Source organism: Cellulomonas sp. NTE-D12, assembly GCF_027923705.1.
GTDB lineage: Bacteria > Actinomycetota > Actinomycetes > Actinomycetales > Cellulomonadaceae > Cellulomonas.
Window position 1 is genome coordinate 1813093 of the sequence record NZ_AP026442.1, and the last position, 20414, is coordinate 1833506.

21 protein-coding genes are annotated in these 20414 nt (G+C 74.7%); 15 read left to right on the forward strand and 6 right to left on the reverse strand.

The window, feature by feature from the left end; genetic code table 11:
- Positions 1–41: 41 nt before the first annotated feature.
- From QMF98_RS08335 to QMF98_RS08380, 10 genes are read left to right on the forward strand one after another with little or no spacing between them, the layout of a single operon-like run.
- The gene (locus tag QMF98_RS08335) at positions 42–488 is read left to right on the forward strand and encodes a hypothetical protein (protein WP_337975498.1); all 447 of its coding nucleotides are present in this window, start codon (positions 42–44) and stop codon (positions 486–488) included.
- A complete protein-coding gene (locus tag QMF98_RS08340; protein WP_337975499.1) occupies positions 485–1405 on the forward strand; it encodes a hypothetical protein in 921 nt (306 codons plus the stop codon). The genes QMF98_RS08335 and QMF98_RS08340 overlap by 4 nt, the downstream gene beginning before the upstream one ends.
- Positions 1392–2792 (forward strand): V-type ATPase 116kDa subunit family protein, encoded by a 1401-nt coding sequence (locus QMF98_RS08345; RefSeq protein ID WP_337975500.1) that lies wholly within the window; start codon positions 1392–1394, stop codon positions 2790–2792. Before QMF98_RS08340 ends, QMF98_RS08345 begins: the two co-directional genes overlap by 14 nt.
- Entirely contained in the window at positions 2792–3223 is a 432-nt protein-coding gene (locus QMF98_RS08350) for an ATP synthase subunit C (protein WP_337975501.1), read from the forward strand. Before QMF98_RS08345 ends, QMF98_RS08350 begins: the two co-directional genes overlap by 1 nt.
- Positions 3220–3441, forward strand: coding sequence for a V-type ATP synthase subunit F (locus QMF98_RS08355; RefSeq protein ID WP_337975502.1), 222 nt, complete (start codon positions 3220–3222; stop codon positions 3439–3441). Before QMF98_RS08350 ends, QMF98_RS08355 begins: the two co-directional genes overlap by 4 nt.
- Positions 3438–3971, forward strand: coding sequence for a hypothetical protein (locus QMF98_RS08360; RefSeq protein ID WP_337975503.1), 534 nt, complete (start codon positions 3438–3440; stop codon positions 3969–3971). The genes QMF98_RS08355 and QMF98_RS08360 overlap by 4 nt, the downstream gene beginning before the upstream one ends.
- Positions 3968–5677, forward strand: coding sequence for a V-type ATP synthase subunit A (locus QMF98_RS08365; RefSeq protein WP_337975504.1), 1710 nt, complete (start codon positions 3968–3970; stop codon positions 5675–5677). The genes QMF98_RS08360 and QMF98_RS08365 overlap by 4 nt, the downstream gene beginning before the upstream one ends.
- Positions 5674–7071 carry a V-type ATP synthase subunit B gene (locus QMF98_RS08370; protein ID WP_337975505.1) on the forward strand — a complete coding sequence of 466 codons (1398 nt, stop codon included), beginning with the start codon at positions 5674–5676 and terminating at the stop codon, positions 7069–7071. The genes QMF98_RS08365 and QMF98_RS08370 overlap by 4 nt, the downstream gene beginning before the upstream one ends.
- 3 nt (positions 7072–7074) lie before the next feature.
- Entirely contained in the window at positions 7075–7704 is a 630-nt protein-coding gene (locus QMF98_RS08375; protein ID WP_337975506.1) for a V-type ATP synthase subunit D, read from the forward strand.
- Positions 7701–8150, forward strand: a complete 450-nt coding sequence (locus QMF98_RS08380; RefSeq protein WP_337975507.1) for a universal stress protein — start codon at positions 7701–7703, stop codon at positions 8148–8150. Before QMF98_RS08375 ends, QMF98_RS08380 begins: the two co-directional genes overlap by 4 nt.
- Here QMF98_RS08380 and QMF98_RS08385 read toward each other — a convergent pair.
- Genes QMF98_RS08385 through QMF98_RS08395 form a run of 3 tightly spaced genes read right to left on the reverse strand, consistent with a single transcriptional unit; the run spans position 8147 to position 10340 of the window.
- A complete protein-coding gene (locus tag QMF98_RS08385) occupies positions 8147–9367 on the reverse strand; it encodes an RNA polymerase sigma factor (protein WP_337975508.1) in 1221 nt (406 codons plus the stop codon). The genes QMF98_RS08380 and QMF98_RS08385 overlap by 4 nt on opposite strands.
- Entirely contained in the window at positions 9364–9741 is a 378-nt protein-coding gene (locus QMF98_RS08390; RefSeq protein WP_337975509.1) for a YciI family protein, read from the reverse strand. Before QMF98_RS08390 ends, QMF98_RS08385 begins: the two co-directional genes overlap by 4 nt.
- 17 nt (positions 9742–9758) lie before the next feature.
- Entirely contained in the window at positions 9759–10340 is a 582-nt protein-coding gene (locus QMF98_RS08395; protein ID WP_337975510.1) for a dihydrofolate reductase family protein, read from the reverse strand.
- A 490-nt stretch (positions 10341–10830) separates the two neighbouring features.
- Here QMF98_RS08395 and QMF98_RS08400 point away from each other — a divergent pair, with 490 nt between their 5' ends.
- On the forward strand, positions 10831–12810 hold the full coding sequence (locus QMF98_RS08400; protein ID WP_337975511.1) for a putative bifunctional diguanylate cyclase/phosphodiesterase: 1980 nt from the start codon (positions 10831–10833) through the stop codon (positions 12808–12810).
- 3 nt (positions 12811–12813) lie between these two features.
- A complete protein-coding gene (locus QMF98_RS08405; RefSeq protein ID WP_337975512.1) occupies positions 12814–13338 on the forward strand; it encodes a DUF5317 family protein in 525 nt (174 codons plus the stop codon).
- 52 nt (positions 13339–13390) lie between these two features.
- Here QMF98_RS08405 and QMF98_RS08410 read toward each other — a convergent pair whose 3' ends face one another.
- Positions 13391–15040: an FAD-binding dehydrogenase gene (locus tag QMF98_RS08410; RefSeq protein ID WP_337975513.1), complete on the reverse strand. Its 1650-nt coding sequence runs from the start codon at positions 15038–15040 to the stop codon at positions 13391–13393.
- Between the two features lie 268 nt (positions 15041–15308).
- Between QMF98_RS08410 and QMF98_RS08415 the strand changes: the two genes are divergently transcribed.
- Positions 15309–16478: an MFS transporter gene (locus QMF98_RS08415; RefSeq protein ID WP_337975514.1), complete on the forward strand. Its 1170-nt coding sequence runs from the start codon at positions 15309–15311 to the stop codon at positions 16476–16478.
- A 27-nt stretch (positions 16479–16505) separates the two neighbouring features.
- On the opposite strand, the gene QMF98_RS08420 is transcribed toward QMF98_RS08415, so the two are convergent.
- Together QMF98_RS08420 and folP are read right to left on the reverse strand one after the other, a co-directional pair.
- Positions 16506–17252: a pyrimidine reductase family protein gene (locus QMF98_RS08420; protein WP_337975515.1), complete on the reverse strand. Its 747-nt coding sequence runs from the start codon at positions 17250–17252 to the stop codon at positions 16506–16508.
- Between the two features lie 9 nt (positions 17253–17261).
- Entirely contained in the window at positions 17262–18167 is a 906-nt protein-coding gene (gene folP / locus QMF98_RS08425; RefSeq protein WP_348773403.1) for a dihydropteroate synthase, read from the reverse strand.
- A gap of 115 nt (positions 18168–18282) precedes the next feature.
- Here folP and QMF98_RS08430 point away from each other — a divergent pair, with 115 nt between their 5' ends.
- Both QMF98_RS08430 and QMF98_RS08435 read left to right on the forward strand, forming a co-directional pair.
- Positions 18283–18630: a hypothetical protein gene (locus QMF98_RS08430; protein WP_337975516.1), complete on the forward strand. Its 348-nt coding sequence runs from the start codon at positions 18283–18285 to the stop codon at positions 18628–18630.
- Between the two features lie 140 nt (positions 18631–18770).
- Positions 18771–20318: a S53 family peptidase gene (locus QMF98_RS08435; RefSeq protein WP_337975517.1), complete on the forward strand. Its 1548-nt coding sequence runs from the start codon at positions 18771–18773 to the stop codon at positions 20316–20318.
- The last annotated feature ends 96 nt before the right edge of the window (positions 20319–20414 follow it).

The window sequence follows — 20414 nt, forward strand, 5'->3', positions numbered from 1 at the left end:
GGGTGGAAGGAGCCGAGAGCCGTCCTGGAGGGAGGCTCGGGATGCCACGCATTCCCGGTCCGCTGCGGAGGTTCCTCCCAGCGGGTGCTCCGGGCCCGGCGGCCGTCGCCGGCGTGCCGCAGGACCGCGTCGCGGACGCGATCGCCGAGCTGGAGCCCGTGTTCGCCCGGCTGGCACCGACGGAGGCGCTGTGCGACGGGATCGTCGAGCGGGGTCGGCTCGACGCCGAGGAGCTGCGCAGGCGCGCCGCGGACGAGGTCCGGAGCATCGCGGCCGTGGCAGCGCAGCGGGCGGCCGCTGAGCGTGCCGACGCCATGGCACACGCTCAGCAGGTCGGCCGGCAGGTGTCCGAGGCCGAGCTCGCGGCCGCGCGAGCGCGGACCGCACGGCTGTGGGCGCGGGCCGAGCGGCGCATGGGGGACTACGTCGCTCACGTCGCCGCCGCGGTCACCGAGCTGGTCGACGCAGGCGGGGACGACCGGCGATGAGCACGGGGTGGGTCGCCGTCGGTGTCCGGTCCACGGCGATGCGGCGGCGACGGCTCGGCCAGGAGGCGGCGCGCGCGTTGGCGGCCCGGCCCTCGTTGGCTGCCGCATCGTCGGAGCTCGCCAGCGGTCCGTACGCCCACGACGTGCGTCCGGACCAGACGCTCGCCGAGGCGCAGCGCGCCGTCGTGGCGACCTTCGTCTGGAACGTGCGGGTCCTGGCGGGGTGGGCACCGCGGGACGGTGTCGTGATGCTCCGCGCCCTGGCGGCACCCGTCGAGGCCCTCAACATCGACGAGCACCTGCGGCGTCGGGTCGACCCCGCACCGCCTGCGCCGTACCAGCTCGGCGCACTCGGGACCGCCTGGCCACGACTGGCGGCCACGACCGATGTGCAGGGCCTGAGACGGGTGCTGGCGCAGTCCAGCTGGGACGACCCCGGCAGCGACGACCTCCACGACGTCTCGGTGGCGATCCGGCTGTCGGCGGCCGGCCGGATCGCCGTCGACGTCCCGAACGCCCGTGCCTGGGCATCGGCTGCCGCCGCCCTCGTCCTCGCTCGCGAGCTGGCGTACCAGGCCGCACCGGGCGCCCGCGTTCGGTTCCTCGCCTCGCGGGTGCTGGGCCCCGCCGCCGGCGACGCGCTCTCGCTCCAGGAGCTGGCGGGCGCCCTCCCGCGGGCGGCACGATGGGCCCTCGCCGACGTCAGTGCGCCGGAGCAGCTGTGGCGCGCGGAGGCCGGCTGGTGGGCGCGGGTCGACCGCGAAGCCGCTGCGATGGCCGAGCGAGATGCCGCCGGTGCGGGGGCGCTCGTGGGGACCGTCGCGCGGCTCGCGGTCGACGCGTGGCGGGTGCGAGCGGCCTTGGAGCTCGCGGCACGGGGTGGCCACGTCGCGGAGGACTTCGGTGCGGTGGCATGACGCCCTGAACCCCGTGGGGATGCAGCGGGTGGCGCTGCTGGTGCCCGCCGACCAGCTGCGCGACCTGCTGGTGACGGTCGCCGACCAGGGCTGTGTGGAGCTGGACGAGCTGGGGGACCGGAGCCCCGGCGCGGCGGAGTCGGGTGCCGCGGCTGCGCTCCGGCGCCTGGGCCGGGGCGGCCAGGTGACGCCGCTCCTCGGCCGCAGGCCCGACCTCCCCGCCTGGGAGCAGGACGGCCGTGCGGACCTGCTGGCGGGCGAGGCCGAGCTCGATGCGCGAGCCGCGGACGCGATCACGCGGGGACGCGTGTCGGCGCTGGCCGGCTGGGCGCCGGCCGACGCCGTGCAGCGGCTTGCTCCCGCGCTGGCAGCCGTCGACGCCTCGGTCGTCGTCCTGCCTGCGCCACGCGGCGTCGACCCACCCACGCTGCTCTCCGAGCGCGGACCCGGCCGTGACTTCGCCGGGCTGGTCCGCACGTACGCGACGGTGCCGTACCGCGACGTCGACCCGTCGCTGCTCGCCGGCATCGCCTACGTGGTGATGTTCGGGATGATGTTCGCGGACGCCGGTCACGGTGCGCTGCTGCTGCTCGCGGCGCTGGCCGTCCGGTCCCGGCGGTGGCAGCGCCTCGAGCGGCTGGCTCCGTACTGGCTGTTCCTGGCCGGCGCCGGGCTGGCCAGCACGGTGTTCGGGGTCCTCTACGGCGAGTTCTTCGGGCCGACGGGCGTGGTCCCCGTGATCTGGCTGTCCCCGCTGGAGAACGCCGTGACCCTGCTGCTGGTCGCGATCGCGGTCGGTGCGCTGCTGCTCGCCGGGGCGTACGCGCTCGGCTCGGTCAACCGGTTCCGGGAGGGTGGCTGGCGACGCGCGGTGTACGCCCCGTCCGGGCTGGCGGGTGCGTCGCTCTTCCTCGGGTTCGGCACGCTGGCCGGCGGCCTGTACCTGCACCTGGCCGCCATGACCGTCGCCGGAGCGGTCGTCGCGGTGGCGGCGCTGGTGGTCGGCTACGTCGGGCTGCTCGCCGCGGCGGGAGGTGGCGCCGCCGGTGCCAGCCAGGCGATGGTCGAGCTGGTCGACCTGGTCGTCCGCCTCGGCTCCAACCTCGTCAGCTTCGCCCGGCTCGCCGCCTTCGGGCTCACCCATGCCGCGCTGGGCCTGGTGGTCTGGCAGGGAGCGACGGCACTGGCGCACCGCGGGTTGCTGGGAGTGGCGGCGGCCGTGCTCGTCTTCGTCGTCGGCAACGCGCTGACGTTCGGCCTCGAGGGCTTGGTCGCCGGCATCCAGGCGCTGCGGCTGGAGTACTACGAGCTGTTCTCCCGGATCTTCGAGGGCGAGGGCCGGCCCTTCCGACCCTGGCACGTCCCGCTCGCACCGACGGAGGCCTGATGATCATCTGGACGATCTGCCTGCCCGCGATCCTCGTCGTCGGGCTCGCCACGACCTGGGCGCTGCGACGTCGGGGCAGACCCGCCCTGCGCGTCGTCCTGGCCGCCAACGGGCTGCTGCTGATCGCGGCGCTCGTCGTGGTGGCGATGGTGGCCGGTGCGGGGCCGTCCGCCGCGGCCACCGCGCCCCAGGCCGTCACCGCGGCTGCCTCGACCGCCGCCAACGGGTCGGCGCTGATCGGGGCGGCCATCGCGGTGGCCGGGTCCTCCATCGGCGCCGCGATCGCGGTCGCCTACACCGGTGCCGCTGCGCTCGCCGCGATCAGCGAGCGGCCCGAGCTGTTCGGGCGCGCGATGGTGATCGTCGGGCTCGCCGAGGGCATCGCGATCTACGGGCTGATCGTGTCGATCATCCTGATCGGCAAGGCATGAGCGACGTCGCGGTCATCGGGGCGCCGGAGCTGGTGAGCGGCTTCGCGCTCGCCGGTGCGCGCACCTACGCGGTCCGGGACGCCGAGGAGGCGCGGGCCACCTGGCAGCACCTGCCGCCGACCGTCGCGATCGTGCTCCTGTCAGCGGCGGCCGCGGACGCCATCGGCGAGGCCACCGGCGCACGCGGCGCACCCCTCACCGCGCGGCTGCCGTCATGACCGCCGGCACGGCGACCCCTCCCGGTGAGGTCAGGGCCGCCAACCCTCTCGAGCCGCTCGAGCAGGCGTTGCTGCGCCGGGCGCAGGCCGATGCCGACGCGGCCCGGGCGGACGCCGAGCTCTCGGCGCGCACCCAGACGGACGCGGCACGCGCCCAGGCGGCCGAGGCCCTCGACCAGGCACGTGCCGCCGGCGAGGCGGATGCCGAGCGACGGCAGGCCCTGGACCAGGCCCGAGCGCGCCGCGAGGCGCGACGCATCGTCCTCGCGGCGGAGCGCGCGGCGTACGAGCGGCTGTGCACCGCGGCGCGTGCGGCGGTGCAGGAGCTGCTGGCCGAGCCCGCCCGGCAGGCGCGGCTCGGTGCGCTGGTGGTGGCCCGGCTCGGCACCGAGGCGCGGCTGGAGCCGCACCCGTCCGGCGGGGTGGTCGGCGTGGCGCCGGACGGGCGCCGGGTCGACGCCTCGGTCGACGCGCTGGTCGCGCACGCTCTCGACCGGCTCGACCTCGCGGCGTTGTGGGACGAGCGATGAGCGGCCGGGTGACCCGGGTCAGCGGTCCGCTGGTCGAGGTGGACGGCCTGGACGGCGTCGCGATGGCCGAGGTGGTCGCGCTGGGACCGGCGCGGCTGCCCGGAGAGGTCGTGGCGATCGAGGACCGGGTCGTCTCGGTGCAGGCCTACGAGTACACGGGCGGCCTGGCGGTCGGGGACCCGGTCGAGGCGTTGGGGCACCCGTTGTCCGCCACCCTCGGTCCGCAGCTGCTGGGTGGCGTGTTCGACGGCCTGCTCCGTCCGCTGTCCGACGCGCCGACGTGGCTCGGTCCGCGCACCCGCCACGACGCGGGGAGGAGCGAACGGGAGTGGCGCCCCGCGATCGCGGTCGGCGAGCACGTCGGCGACGGCGCCCTGCTGGGCACGGTGCCGGCGGGCGGGCTCGACTACCGGGTCCTGGCACCGCCGGGGGTGTCGGGCACGGTCGACCACGTCGCCGCCGCCGGTGCCCGCGGCACGGAGGACGTGGTCGCGGTGGTCGGCGGCGTCGAGGTCACGATGAGCCAGCGGTGGCCGGTCCGCCGCCCGCGACCGGTGCGCGAGCGCCTGCCCGCAGCAGCCCCGCTGGTCACGGGCCAGCGCGTGCTCGACGCGGTCTTCCCCCTCGCGCAGGGCAGCAGTGCGGCGGTGCCGGGTGGCTTCGGCACGGGCAAGACGATGCTGCTGCAGCAGATCGCCAAGTGGTGCGACGCCGACGTGATCGTCTACATCGGCTGCGGCGAGCGCGGCAACGAGATGGCGGACGTGCTCGACGAGCTCGGCGAGCTGACCGACCCGCGGACGGGTCGGCTGCTCGCCGACCGCACGGTGATCATCGCCAACACCTCGAACATGCCGATGATGGCCCGCGAGGCGAGCGTCTACAGCGGGGTCACCGTCGCCGAGCACTTCCGCGACATGGGCTACCACACGGTGGTCATCGCCGACTCGACGTCCCGCTGGGCGGAGGCCCTGCGCGAGCTCGGCTCCCGCTCGGGCGCGTTGCCGGCGGAGGAGGGCTACCCGGCGTCGCTGTCCTCCGCGCTGGCCGCGTTCTACGAACGAGCGGGTCGCGCGGTGACGCTCGGTGGCGCCACCGCGTCCGTGACGATCATCGGCGCCGTGTCTCCCGCGGGTGGGGACACCACCGAACCGGTGACCGCCCAGACCGAGCGCTTCGTCCGAACCCTGTGGAGCCTCGACCGGGGCCTCGCCTACGCCCGGCACTACCCCGCTGTGGCGTGGTCGGGGTCCTTCTCGCGAGACGCCGAGGGGCTGGCTGCCTGGTACGCCACCAACGGTGACCCGGGCTGGGGCGCTCGACGCGCCCGCGTCACCACCCTCCTGGCGGAGGCCGACCGCCTGGGCGAGCTCGCGGAGCTGGTCGGCGCGGGATCGCTGCCCGGCCACGAGCGCGTCGTCCTGCTGGCGGGTCGCCTGCTGCGCGAAGGGGTGCTGCAGCAGAACGCGCTGTCGGACAACGACGCGCGCTGCGCACCGGCGAAGACGGCGGCCCTGATCGATGCGGTGCTCGACGTGGTCGACCGGTGCGAGGCGGCGGTCGAGGGCGGCAGCACCGCGACGGAGATCGAGGAGCTCGACTTCTCGCCGTTGCTGCGCGCGGCCCAGGACACGCCGCCCGACGGGGTCGGCGGCATCGCGAGCCGTCGCCAGCAGCAGCTCGACCGGTTGGCGGCGCTGCCATGAGCACCACCGACTGGTTCCCCGTCCGCTACGCCGGTGTGCGGGACCTGCGTGGGCCGCTCCTCGTGGTGCGCGGCGTGGAGCGGGTCGGCTGGGACGAGTTCGCCGTCGTCCGGATCGTCGGTTCGGCCGGCGAGCCGGAACGCCACGGCCTGGTGCTCGAGGTCGACCACGATCTCGCGGTGGTGCAGGTGCTCGAAGGCACCGACGGGCTGGCGCCCGGCAGGACGGAGGTGGCGTTCGCCGGTGCACCGCTGCGGGTGCCGATCGGCCCCGGGTGGCTCGGGCGGGTCTGCAACGGGCGCGGGGAGCCGGTCGACGGTGGTCCGCCGATCGTGGCGGCCAGGACGGCGCCCGTCGCAGGCAGCCCGCTGAACCCGGTGCACCGCCGACCGCCGGCCGAGCCGGTGCTCACCGGGATCTCGGCGATCGACGCGCTGATGACGCTGGTCCGCGGCCAGAAGCTGCCGATCTTCTCAGCCGCCGGTCTGCCGCACCTCGAGCTGGCGGCGCAGATCGCCGCCCAGTCCACGTCCGGCGACGAGCCGTTCTGCGTCGTCTTCGCCGCGATGGGGGTCACGCACCCCGATGCCGACGCCGTCCGGGCCCGTCTGGAGGAGCGATCGGCCGCCGGCGAGCTGGTGCTGCTGCTCAACACCGCCGACGACCCCGTGATCGAGCGGATCCTGACGCCGCGCATCGCGTTGACCGTCGCCGAGGACCTCGCCTTCGAGCAGCACCGCCACGTGCTCGTCGTGCTGGCCGACATGACGAGCTATGCCGAGGCGCTTCGTGAGGTCGCGGCGGCTCGCGGCGAGATGCCCGGGCGCCGGGCGTATCCCGGCTACCTCTACAGCGACCTGGCCTCGCTGTACGAGCGCTGCGGGCAGATCCGCGGCGTCGCCGGCTCGCTGACCGTGGTCCCGGTGCTGACCATGCCCGGTGGCGACATCACCCACCCGGTACCCGACCTGACCGGCTACATCACCGAGGGTCAGATCGTCCTCACCTCCGACGTGCACGCCCGCGGCATCTACCCGCCGGTGGACCCGTTGTCGTCGCTGTCGCGGCTGATGCGCAGCGGTGCCGGTGCAGGTCGCACGCGCGAGGACCACCTGGAGGTGGCCGCCCAGCTGCTCGCAGCGCTGGCTCGCGCCCGTCAGGTGCAGCAGCTGGCGGAGATCGTCGGAGACGCCGCTCTCAACGGCACCGACCAGCTCTACCTGGAGTTCGCCACCACGTTCGAGCGCGTGCTGACCGACCAGGGCCAGGGCGAACGGCGCACGCTGGACGAGACCCTGGAACGCTGCTGGCAGGTCCTCTCGGTGCTGCCGGCCCGGGAGCTCACGATGCTGTCCCGGCGGTTCCTCGCGCAGCATCCCCGGACCGAGGGGTAGCCCATGCCGGTCGCCCGCTCCGTCCTACCCGGGCGCGCCGGTCGCCTGTGGCTGCGCGCGCGCCTGAGCACGGCGCAGAAGGGCCGCGACCAGCTCGACCGCAAGCTGCGCATCCTCCTGCCCGAGCAGCAGCGGCTGCAGACCCGGCTGGAGCGACGCGAGGCCACCTGGTCGCTGGCGTACGCCGAGGCGCAGACGTGGCTGCTGCGAGCCGTGCTCCTCGGTGGGGAGGACGTGGTGCGGTGCGCCGCGCCGTCGGGGACGGCCGAGGTCGAGGTGGTCTGGACCTCGGCGATGGGCCTGAGCTACCCGGAGGACGTGCTGGTCCGCACGGGGCCCACCGACGGTGCGGTCCTGGCGGGGAACGCCGCCGTCGTCCCGGCGACAGCGGCGTTCCAGGCGGCCCTGGTCGCCGGTGCCCGCGCCGCCGCCGCTCGCGAGGCGGTGGCCCGGCTCGCCGCCGAGATCGCGGTCACCCGCCGCCGGATGCGAGCCCTGGACAAGCGCTGGCTGCCGTGGCTGCGCGAGCGCCTCGCAGCCTTGGAGCTCACGCTCGAGCAGACGGAGCAGGAGGACGGCATGCGGCTGCGCCGAGCCGTCAGCGGCACGGTCGACAGGAGGTCGCAGCCATGATCGAACGGATCCTCGTCGCCATCGACGACACACCCGACTCGCTGGCCGCCGCACGCTTGGCCATCGAGCTGGCCACCGCCCTGCACGCCGAGCTCCGAGCCGTGCACGTCGAGGTCGACCACGGCCTCCCCAAGGTGGTCCAGGCCGCGAGCGGTGAACCGGGTGCCGGCGCGCGTCTCGCCGAGGCGGGCGTCGCGATGCTGCACCGGGTGAGCGCCCTCGCGGCGGCTGCACACCTCGAGCTGCAGACCCAGGTGCTCACCGGCGAGATCGCTCCGGCGATCCTGCACGACGCCCGTCAGTGGCGGGCCGACCTGGTGGTGCTGGGCAAGTCCTCCCGGTCGGCCAGCGGCGAGCCGTACATCGGCGCGCGGTCACGACACGTCCTGGAGTTCGCCGACCAGCCGGTGGTGATCGTGCCACCCCCCGAGGCCGCGGCGCGCTAGGTGCGCTCGGTGCCGTGCCGCGACGGCGTACCGATCCCGGTGCGGGCCTCGCCACGGCGACGGAGGAACTCGGCGACGGCGGGGTCCGCTGCGAGGTCGGCCGCTCTGCGGTACGCCTCGGTCGCGTCGCGACCGGCACGCGCGAGGAGGTCGGCGCGGGCCGCCCAGTACGGCTGGAAGTCGTCGGCGGCGGTGGGCAGGGCGGCGAGGCCGGCGTCGGGGCCGTCGATCCGTCCGGTGACGACGGCGGAGGCGACCTGCGCACCGCGCGTCGGAGCCGTCGCCAGCAGCGCGGCGTACAGCGTCCGCAGCGACGCCCAGCTCGTCGCGCCGGTCCGGCGGCGTTCGCAGTGCACCGCCTGGATCGCCGCCTCGAGCTGGAAGCGGCCGGGAGGGGCGGCCGACCGCGCGCGGCGCAGGTAGCCCTCGCCCTCGGCGATGAGGTCCTCGTCCCAGCTGGTCGGGTCCTGCTCGTCGAGCGGGACGAACCCGCCGTCGGCCCGTCGGGCGAGCGTCAAGGTGGTGAGGGCAGCGAGGGACCACGCCTCGGGCTCGTCGCCCAGCAGCGCGGCCAGCGTCACCGCCAGGTAGCGCGCCTCGCCTGCGAGCGTCTCGCGCCCGCCGCGCCAGGACAGGGCGGCGCAGCCGTAGACCGCCTCGAGGACGGCCGGAAGGCGCTCGGGCATCAGCCGACGGTCCGGGACGGCGAACGGGATGCCGGCGTCCCGGATCCGCCTCTTGGCGCGGACCAGCCGCTGCGCCATCGTGGCCGCAGGCACCGCGAACGCCCGGCCGATCTGGGCGGCGTCGAACCCGAGCACCGTCTGCAGCATGAGGGGCGCACGGACGGACTCGTCGATCGCGGGATGGGCGCACACGAAGAGCAGCTCGAGGCGCCGGTCGCCGATGGCGAGGGCGTCGAGGTCCGCGAACGGGTCCGCGGCGGCGCCGTGGTCCTCGAGCGGAACCGAGCGGCGGGTCGCGGCCGACCGCCACACGTCGCGCTGCCGGTTGCGGGCCACGGTGAGCAGCCACCCCTCGGGGTTCGTCGGGACCCCGACCTCAGGCCAGCGGCGCAACGCCTCCTCGAAGGCGGCGGACAAGGCGTCCTCCGCCGACGCGAGGTCGCGGGTCGGGGCCGCGAGCAGGGAGACCAGCCGTCCGTAGGACGCCCGGGCGGCGCGCTCGGCGGCCGTCCGGGCATCCGCGTGGCTCACCCGTTCGCCACCCACACGCCCTCGACCGTGTGGGTCGCGCCCGGGCGGATCTCGACGGCACCCCACTGGACCGGTGGTGCCTGCCTGGCCCACTCGATCGCCGCGTCGAGGTCGGGGACGTCGATCACGATCGTCCCGCCGAGCTGGTCCTTGGTGTCCGCGAAGGGCCCGTCCTGCACGCGGAGGACGCCGTCGCGCACCCGCACGGTCGTGCTCGACACCGACGGTTGCAGCACCTCGGCGGCGACCAGGACCCGCGCGGCCTGCAACGTCGCCGCATAGCTGGCGAACGCCTCCATGCCCTGCGCGATCGCCTCGGCGCCGATCGTCTCGGCGGACTCCTCCGGGTAGTGCAGCAGCAGCGTGTAACGCATGTGACTCTCCGCTCGGCTCAACGAACAGCGTATTCGGCGATGACGACGCCGGTCGTGGTGGGGATCGTGCGCCCCAGCGTCAGGTCGGCCCGCTCTCCGTCCCCGAACAGCCGGGTGCCGGCGCCGAGCACGATCGGGTGCACCTGCAGCGTGAACCGGTCGACCAGGTGAGCGGCGTGCAGGGCTCGGACCAGCTCGCCGCTGCCCATCACCATCAGGTCGGGTCCCCCGGCAGCCTTCAGCTCACGCACCCGCTCGACGCCGTCCCCCGCCAGCAGGGTGGAGGCCGGGTGGCGGAGCACCGTGCCAGGGTCACGTGAGACCACGTACTTCGGCGTCGAGAGCAGCACCTGCGCGAACGGGTTCGGTTCCGGCCTGGTGGTCCAGTGATCCAGCACGTCGCAGTACGTGCGGTGTCCGAACAGCAGAGCGCCGGGCGTCCGCATGCCCTCGGCGGCGTACGCCATCGACACCTCGTCCCGGTAGTCGGCGGCCCAGCCGCCGGCGTGGAAGCCGCCGCGGGTGTCCTCGTCCGGCCGACCGGGGCCCTGCATCACCCCGTCGAGGGTGATGTTCTGGAAGGCGGTGATCGTCGTCATGCTCGTTCCTCTCGGCCAGCCGTCGCGTCGTGCCCTGTCAGGGGGATGACGAAGGAACCGGCTCCGGATCGACAGCCGACCGCACCGGCGCGCCCGAGGGACGTGCGCTGCGACCGCGACACGCGCAAATGCGGGCGCTCCGGGCACCCGGTGCGAAAGGATCGCTCACGGCTGCGCCCTGCCAGCCGATAAGACGACGGACGACGCGCGTACCCACGGCCGGCACCTTGCACGTCACGCCGCCCGTGGGCACGGCAGGGGGGCTGCGGCCGCAGGCGTCGTCCCCAGCCGAAAGGGACCGACACATGGGCAAGTGGAAGATCACCCAGAACAGCACCGTCGTCCGCATCGCCGCGAGCGCAGGCACGCTCGTCGCCGTGGCAGTGCTGGTCGGCGCCGGGTACAAGTGGTAGCAGCTCCTCCGGGCGTCGGTGGTGCCGGGCGCAAGCGCCTGGCACCACCGACGCCGCTCGGCGTCTACGTCACGGCGGTGACGAGCCTGGGCCTGGTCGGCCTGGTGGTCACCGTGGTGGCGAGCTCCTGGCCGGGCACCGTCTCGCGGATCCTCGTCTGGCCCAGCGTCGTGCTGGCCGTGGCCGCGCTGGCCGGCGAGGTGCGGCCGATCCGGCTCTCGGGGGAGGACGACGCCGGCACCCTGTCGACGTCGGCGCCGTTCATCCTGGCCCTGACCGCGATCGGCGGCGTCGCCGTCGCGGTCATCGTGCAGGCGGTCGCCAGCCTGCTCGACGACCTGCTGCACCGTCGCGAGGCACGCAAGTCCCTGTTCAACACGGCCCAGTACGCGCTGAGCGTGCTGACCGCCCGTGCGGTCTTCTGCTGGCTGACGCACGCGCCGTTCCTGGGCGGACCGAAGCTGGTCGAGGTGCGGGACGTGGTCCCGCTGCTCGTCGCGGGTCTGGTGATGATCACCGTCAACCGCGTCCTGGTCGCCGGCGTCGTGTCCCTGGCGACGCGCCAGCCCTTCATCGCGGTGGTGACCGAGGACGGCGTCGCCCACGCCGTCACCAACCTGGTGCTCATCTCCGTCGGCTGCCTGGCCGGCGTGCTCGCCGCGGACGGAGCGGGCGTGCTGGTGCTCCTCGTGCCGTTCGTCGTGGCGGCGCACCTGCTCGCGGGGGCCGCCGCTCGGCACGCGCACCTGGCCTCGCACGACTCGCTGACCGGTCTGGCCAACCGCGACCAGCTGCGGCGGTCGCTCGACGAGGGCTTCACGGCCGCTGCGCGGACCGACGGGAACGGGCCCGGTCTGGTGCTCGTGGACCTGGATCACTTCAAGGACATCAACGACACCCTGGGCCACCCGGTCGGCGACCAGCTGCTGCGGCAGGTCGCGCGCCGGCTGGTGTCCGACCTGCCGGAGGACGTCGCGGTGCACCGGCTCGGCGGCGACGAGTTCGCGGTGGTGGTCGCGGGCAACCTCGCGGACGCGCAGCACGTCGCCCGGGTGCTGCTGCGTTCGCTCGACGACCCGATCCGGGTGGAGGGCCTCGACCTGCTGATCCGCGCGAGCGCCGGCGTCGCGGTCGCTCCCGAGCACGGCACCGACCCGCAGGAGCTGATGAAGCGCGCGGACATCGCGCTGTACTACGCCAAGCTCGAGCGGGACCGCATCAGCACCTACGCGCCCGAGTTCGACATCAACACCCTCGAACGGCTCCACCTGCTCGCCGACCTGCGCGCCGCGCTCGAGGCGGGTGACCTGTTCGTCGACTACCAGCCGCAGGTGGACCTCGCCGACTCCCGGATCGTGGGCGTCGAGGCACTGGTCCGCTGGGAGCACCCGGTCCGCGGTCCGGTGGCCCCGGACGACTTCGTCCCCCTCGCGGAGAGCTCGGGCCTGATCACGGCTCTGACGGAGTTCGTGCTGGAGACGGCGCTGGCGGACCTGGCGCGGTGGCGTGCGGCCGGCCACGACGTCCGCGTCGCGGTCAACCTCTCCGCCCGGCACCTGTCCGACCTCTCGCTGCCGCCCCGGATCGCCGCGACGCTCGCGAGGCACCAGATGCCGGCGACGGCGCTCGTCCTGGAGGTGACGGAGACCGGCATCCTCTCCGACCCCGCGCGCGCCGACCTGGTGATCAGCGCCCTGCGCGCACTCGGGGTCGGGATCGCCGTGGACGACTACGGCACCGGGAACGCGTCGCTCAGCTACCTCAAGCGGCTGGAGGTGGACGAGCTCAAGGTGGACCGGTCGTTCGTCAGCGACATCGCCACCGACACCCAGGACCTGATCATCGTGCGGTCCACCATCGCCCTCGCGCTGGCGCTCGGCCTGCGCGTGGTGGCGGAAGGCGTGGAGGACGAGCCGACCGCCGCAGCGCTGAGAGAGATCGGTGAGGTCATCGGGCAGGGCTTCCACCTCGGTCGTCCCACCACGCCGGGACGGCTGGCCGAGCAGCTGGAGCGGCAGGGCGGCCACTCCGTCACCGTCGGTGCCCGAGGTCTCTGAGCGATGCTCGTGCTCGCCGCGTGCCTCCTCGCGCTCGCGACGCCTCTCGTGGTCGGCCGCTGGCCCGCCGGCCTCCTGCTGCACCGGTGGCGCGCCCCGCTGCTGATCTGGGCGACCCTCGCCGTGCAGGTCGTCGTCGTCGAGGTCCGTCTGCCGCACGGGCTCGCCCCCGTCGCGCACGTGCTGACGTACGTGCTCGCGCTCGGCTTCCTGTGGCTGAACCGACGGCTGCCGGGGGCCGTGCTCGTCGGCCTGGGCGCGGCGTCGAACGGCCTGACGATCGCTCTGAACGGGGGCGTCCTGCCGGCGTCACGCTGGGCGACTTCCGCCGCCGGCATAGACCCGCACCTGGCCTTCGCCAACAGCGCCGTGGTGGACCACCCCGTGCTGCCGTGGCTCGGCGACGTCTTCGCCTGGCCGGTCCCGCTCCCGCTGGCGAACACGTTCAGCGTGGGCGACGCGCTGGTCGTCGCCGGCGTGGCGGTGGCCGCGTGGACGGGCGCCCGACCGGTGCGCCGCGCGGCCTGACGGTCCCGGCTGCGGCCGCGGGTCCGCAGCCGAGCCGTGTCGTCAGGCGCTCCTAGCCGATCTCCGCCGCCGCGGACCGTCCCGCCGTCCGGCCCGAGAACAGGCAGCCGCCCAGGAACGTGCCCTCGAGCGCGTTGTAGCCGTGCATCCCGCCGCCGCCGAAGCCGCTGACCTCGCCTGCGGCGTAGAGACCCGGGATCGGGACGCCGCCGCCGTCGAGGACCCGTCCGCTCAGGTCGGTGTGCAGCCCGCCGAGGGTCTTGCGCGTCAGGACGCTCAGCCGGACGGCGATCAGGGGGCCGGCGGCCGGGTCGAGCAGCCGGTGCGGGGCGGCGACGCGGATCAGCCGGTCGCCGCGGTAGCGCCGCGCGGCGCGGATCGCCGTGACCTGCGCGTCCTTGGAGAACGGGTTGTCCAGCTCGCGGTCGCGCGCCTCGACCAGGGCCTGCAGGCGGTCGAGGTCGATCAGCGGCGCGCCGACGAGCCGGTTCATCCCCGCCACGAGCCGCGGCAGCGTGTCGGCCACGACGAAGTCCTCGCCGTGCCGCAGGAACGCCTCGACCGGACCGGGCGTGCCGCGCCGCACGCGGGACAGCAGCAGGGGCAGGTCCTTGCCGGTCAGGTCCGGGTTCTGCTCGGAGCCGGAGAGGGCGAGCTCCTTCTCGATGATCTTCCGCGTGAGGACGAACCACGAGTGGTCGTGGCCCCTGCTCCGCAGGTGCCGGAGCGTGCTCAGGGTGTCGAAGCCGGGGAAGCACGGCGCCGGCAGCCGGTTGCCCTCGGCGTCGAGCCAGAGGGACGACGGCCCGGGCAGGATGCGGATGCCGTGGTCGGCCCAGACGGGGTCCCAGTTGTGCAGACCCTCGGTGTAGTGCCACATGCGATCGGCGTTGATCACGGCGGCGCCGACGGCCGCACCGATCTGCAGCATCCGCCCGTCGACGTGCGCCGGCACGCCCGCGACCAGCTCGCGCGGCGGTGCGCCGAGGCGCTCCGGCCACATCCGGCGCACCAGGTCGAGGTTGCCGCCGATGCCGCCGGAGGCGACCACCACCACCTGCGCCTCGTACGAGAAGCCACCGACCTCGACGCGGGACGACGGCCTGCCACGGCCGACGGACGACGCCTCGAGGACCGCACCGCTCACCCCCGTCACCGCGCCGTCGTGCGTCACCAGGGCGTCGACCCGGTGCCGGAAGCGCAGCTCCACCCGTCCGGCCGCGACGTGCTCGCGCACCCGCCTCTCGAACGGGTCCAGCACGCTCGGGCCCGTGCCCCAGGTGATGTGGAACCGCGGGACGGAGTTGCCGTGGCCCTCGGCCCGGCCGTCGCCTCGTTCCGCCCAGCCCACCACCGGGAAGAACCGCACGCCCATCGCCCGCAGCCACGCCCTCTGCTCCCCGGCGGCGAACTGCAGGTAGGCCTCCGCCCACCGGCGGGGCCAGTGGTCCTCGGGACGGTCGAACCCGGCGGAGCCGAACCAGTCCTGCCGGGCCAGCTCCAGCCGGTCCCGCACGCCCATCCGACGCTGCTCCGGGGTGTCCACCAGGAACAGCCCGCCGAGCGACCAGAACGCCTGACCACCCAGCGACTGCTCCGGCTCCTGGTCCAGCACCAGCACGCGCCTGCCGGCATCGGCCAGCTCGGCGGCGGCCACGAGCCCGGCGAGCCCGGCCCCCACGACGACGGCGTCGGCGTCCACATCGCTCCCGGATGATCGACGGGTGTCCCGCCGCAAGGGTCGCCCGTGGCGGCGCAGCAGGCAACCGTCCCGCGTCCGTCTGCGTCGGCGGCTGGCGGCATGATGGGCGCCGCACCCGCCCGCACACCGTCCCACGGCCGCCGTTCCGTCAGCAGGGGAGCCCACCATCACCGACAGCCAGCCGCGCGCGCCGCGGCCCGCCGCCGTCCCGGTGGTCGCCCGGCGCAGCATCCCGCACCCGTTCCGGGCCCTCCCGGCGGAGGTCGCCGTGCTGACGGCGGTCGCGTTCTCGGTCGCCCTCGGCTTCGGGATCGTCGCGCCCGCCATCCCGTTGTTCGCCAAGGGGTTCGGGGTCAGCAACGCCGCCGCCGGTGCCGTGGTCTCGGTGTTCGCCCTGGTGCGCTTCGTGTCCGCCCCGGCCGCCGGCAGGCTGGTGGACCACCTCGGGGAACGGTCGGTGCTGGCGGCCGGCATCGGCATCGTGGGCGTCTCGAGCCTGCTGGCGGGGCTCTCGGGCAGCTACCTGCAGCTGCTGGTGCTGCGCGGGGTCGGCGGCTTCGGCTCCGCCATGTTCACCGTCTCGTCCTTCGCGCTCCTGCTGCGGGTGGTCGCCCCGGACCAGCGGGGCCGCGCCACCGGCGTCTACCAGACGGGGTTCCTGCTCGGCGGCATCGCCGGTCCCGCCTTCGGCGGCCCGCTGACCGCCTGGTCGCTGCGTGCGCCCTTCTTCGTCTACGCCGGGACCCTGCTGATCGCCGGGGGAGTGGCCACCGTCTTCCTGGCGCGCACCCCGTTGCGTGCGCACGAGGCAGCCGCGGGAACGGCGGAGCACGTGCCCACCGGTCTCGGCACCGCGCTGCGCAGCTCGGCCTACCGGGCCGCGGTCGTGAACAACTTCGCCGTCGGCTGGGCCGTCTTCGGTGTGCGGGCGTCGCTGGTCCCGGTGTTCGTCGTCGAAGGGCTGCGGCTCGGTGCCTCCTGGACCGGCGCCGGCCTGGTGGTGTCGGCGGTGGTGCAGGCGATCGTCCTGGTGCCGGCCGGTCGCCTGGTCGACAGCGGAGGGCGCCGGCCCTTCCTGCGCGCCGGTGCCGCGCTCGCGCTGGCTGCCGGGGTGGCGATGGCGTTCGCCGGTGGCGCGCCGCTGTTCCTGGCCGGGATGGCCCTGTACGGCGCGGGGTCGGCGATGCTGGGCGTGTCGACCGCCGCCGTGGTGGGCGACGTGATCGGCGGTCGGGGCGGTACGCCGGTCGCCGCGTTCCAGATGGCCTCGGACGCCGGGGCTTTCGTCGGACCTCTCGCGGCCGGGGCGCTGGCGGACGCCGCCTCGTTCCGGGTCGCGTTCCTCGCCACGGCCGGCGTCTCCGCCCTGGCGCTGGTGGCCGGCCTCGTCATGCCCGAGACGCGCCGCGCCCGGCCGCCGACGGACGCCCCTGCCTGACGGGCACGGGTGCCACGTCGGCGTCGGTCATCGGCCGGTGGCGTCCCGGCTCCCTGCGGCGTCCGTCGCGGGGTCCCGCAGGTAGCGCAGAAGCAGCATGTCGTCGGCCTGGAGGACGCTCGCCAGGTGCATGCGGCGCGGTGTCTCCTCGGGGCCCACCGCGATGCGGCCGGCGTGCCCGCCCTCCAGGACGGGGCTGAGGGTGAGGCACAGCTCGTCGACGGCATCCGCCGCCAGGAAGGTGCCGAACAGGTGCGGGCCACCCTCGCAGAGCACCTGCAGCAGCCCGCGCTGCTCGAGCGCCCCGCGCAGCAGCCAGGGGTCGACCGCGCCGGAGCCGACCAGCACCACGTCGGCGACGGACGCCAGCTCGTCGCGCGCGTCCGGCGGCGCGGCGTCGTGGGTCAGCACGAGCGGGCGCACCGGCGCGTCGGTGAACACCGGGTGGGTGGGCGGCAGACCGAGTCGCGAGCTGACCAGGGCGAACGTCGGGTGCGGGGTCAGGCCGTGCTGCTCCCGCCAGCGGACGGCCTCGTCCTCGAGGCGCATCGCGCCGTAGCCCTCGTCGCGCAGCGTGCCGGCGCCGAGCAGGATCACGTCGGACAGCATCCGCAGCGTGTCGAACACGAGCTTGTCGTCGGCGTTGTTCAACCCGCCGGACAGACCGCCCTGGGTCGCCGACCCGTCGAGGCTCGCGATGAAGTTCATCCGCAGGTGCGGCCGGGTACGGTCCGCGACGGCGTAGCGGTCGAGGACGTCGTCACGGTTCAGCATGCGCGCACCTCAGCGGTTGTGCCGGTGCTCCACCGGCTCCCGTCGGCCGAGCACCGCCTCGACCATGCGCACCGCGTCGACGGTGGCACGCACGTCGTGCGCCCGCACCACCCGCGCACCGTGCTCGACGCACCAGGCGGCGACGGCGAGCGACCCGGCCAGACGCTCGTCGGCCGGGCGACCGAGCGTCTCCCCGACGAAGTCCTTGCGGGACAGCGCGACGAGCGTCGGGCCGATCGCCGTGATCTCGTCCAGCCGCCGGGTCAGCTCCAGGGAGTGGCTCGTGTTCTTGTTCAGGTCGTGCCCGGGGTCGACGACGATCCGGTCCCGTGCCACGCCGTGCGCCACGGCGTGCGCGACGCGCTCCTGCAGGAAGGCAGCCACCTCGGCCACCACGTCCGCGTACTGCGGACGTGGCAGGTGCACGTGGGGCGCGGCCAGCGAGTGCGCGACGACGACGGTCGCACCGGTGCGGGCCACGACGTCGAGCATCGCGTCGTCCCGCAGGCCGTTGGTGTCGTTGACCACGTCGGCACCGGCCTCGATCGAGGCGGCGGCGACCTCGGCCTGGGTGGTGTCGACGGAGATCACCACGTCGGACACCGCACGGATCGCGGCGACGACGGGCACGACGCGGTCGAGCTCCTCCGTGACGCCCACGGCAGGGGTGTCCGGCGAGAACGGGACACCACCGACGTCCACCCACGCCGCGCCCTCGGCCACCGCCCGCAGCGCCGCCTCCACGGCGGCCTCCAGGGCGAACGTCCGGCCGCGGTCGTAGAAGGAGTCAGGCGTGCGGTTGACGATGCCCATCACCGCGACGTGCGAGAGGTCCGGCGCTCGAGGCGTCCGCCGCCCTGGCGCGGGGGAGGCCGTCGGCTCGTCGGAGCTGTGGGTGGCCGTCGTCGTGGTCATCTCACCTGCACCTTAAGCCGCCGGTGGAGGGGAGCCCCGGACCGCACGGTGACGTCCCGAGGCATGGACGCCACGCGAGGCCTCGTTCGAACACCTGTTCGGGTACGCTGACGGCATGACGGATCCGGAGGCGCGCCACGCACCCGTGTCCGGCTCGCCGCGGAACCTCACCGCCTCGCGGGCGCCGCAGCAGCTGCCGGCACGCCTGGTCGCCAACCGTGACCTGCCGACCGCCGTCCCCGTGCGGCCGCAGGGGAACGTGCCGGTGATCGTGCGGATCGTGTGGTCGGACGGTGCCGAGGAGTGGCGCCCGGCGCGCGCGGTCCGATGGACGGCGACGCACGTGATGGTCGCCTGGCGTGACGACGAGGCGAACCCCCGTTCCGAGCGGCACGAGTGGCTGAAGGCGGGTGACGTCGCGCGCTCGGTGAGCTGGTTGGTGCCGCCGGGCCGTCCGTCCTGACCCGCGCCCGCGCCCACGCCGGACGGCCCCAGATCCGGTCTGCCCTGCTCTTGCGCACGCGCGCCGCCGGGGTTCGGATGTACCCATTTCTCGTCCCGATGGTGGGACGGGTCCGTGTCGACTCTGATCGGGGAGAAGTCGTGCGCAGACTCTTGGCCTCATCCACAGCAACCCTCCTGGGCCTGGCAACCGCAGGCGCCGCGGTTCCGGCCGCCGGGCTGGCCGCCGTCGCCGGACCGGCGGTCGCACCGTTCGCCGTCGAGGCGCCGGACACGCCGGACGCGGCGACCGCTGCCGGCACCCCGCCGGCCTGCGTCTCGCCGGCACCCGTCAAGAAGTACGCCTACTACCACTGCAACACACCGGACCAGGTCCGAGCGGCGCACGGGCTCCCGCCGCTGACGGCATCGAGCACCGAGGGCGCCGGCCAGACGATCGTCCTGGTGGACGCCTACGGCAGCCCCACCGCGCAGCAGGACCTGACCACCTTCGCCTCCACGTTCGGCGGTCCGACGCCGAAGTTCGAGCAGTGGTTCCCGCAGGGCCAGCCGGGGTTCCCGACCACGACGGTGAACGGCAACGGCAACTCGCAGTCGGGCCCGGCCGCGGCATCCGGCTGGGCCGGTGAGGCCACCCTCGACATCGAGTGGGCGTACGCACTGGCGCCGGCGGCGAACATCGTGCTCCTGGCGACGCCGCCGGCGGAGACGCAGGGCGTGCCCGGCCTGCCGAACCTGATGAAGGCGATCGACGCCGCGGTCGACCGCTTCCCGGCCGGCACGGTCTTCTCGATGTCGTTCGGCACCGACGAGTCCGCCTTCGGCAGCCCGGCCGCCGCCCAGACGCAGTTCGCCCGGTTCGACGCGACGTTCGCGCGCGGTGAGGCCAAGGGCGACTCGTTCTTCGCGTCGGCGGGTGACGGCGGCTCGGTCGGCTACACACGGGCGCACCGGCAGACCGCCACGAGCCCCGACCCGCAGGTCTCGTACCCCAACGTCTCCCCGTACGTCACCTCGGTCGGCGGCACGCAGCTGCAGAACGGGTGGACGTGGAACCCCACGACCGACGTGCCGTACCTGGCCGACGGCAGCCAGAACCCCGCGTACTTCGGCTGGACCACCGGCGGCAGCACCGAGCCCGTCGACAACGAGAGCGCGACCGGCATGATCACGGGCGGGGGTCTGTCGACGGTGTACGCGCGGCCGGACTACCAGGCCGGGGTCGCGGGCGTCGTCGGCACCCATCGCGGTGTGCCGGACCTCGCCTGGAACTCGTCCGTCAACGGCGGTGTGCTGGTCTACACGTCCTTCTTCCCGGGCGTGAACCGCGTCGGCTGGCACGTGTACGGCGGCACCTCGGCGTCGTCGCCGCAGGCGGCGGCACTGACGGCCCTCGCCAACCAGCAGCGCATCGCGGCGAACAAGGCGCCGCTGGGCAACCTCAACCCCGTGATCTATGCGACGTCCTTCCCGCGGGCCACGGCCTTCGCCGACGTGGTCGCGCACACCTACGGGACCACCCCGAGCGGTGTCCTGGACTCGAACCGGGTGTGGGACATCGGCGCCGACGGGGTCATCACGCCTGGCCCGGTGCCGGGCTACGCGACGACGCCCGGGTACGACCTGACCACCGGCTGGGGTGTGCCGGCCGGCCCGTCGTACGTGTCCGCGCTGGTCGCAGCGCCGTAGCACCGCCGCCGGCTCCCGGCCGGATCGCATGGCACCGCCGCGGGCGGCGTCGAGGAACGAACTCGGCGCCGCCCGCGGCGTCGTGCGCCACCCCCC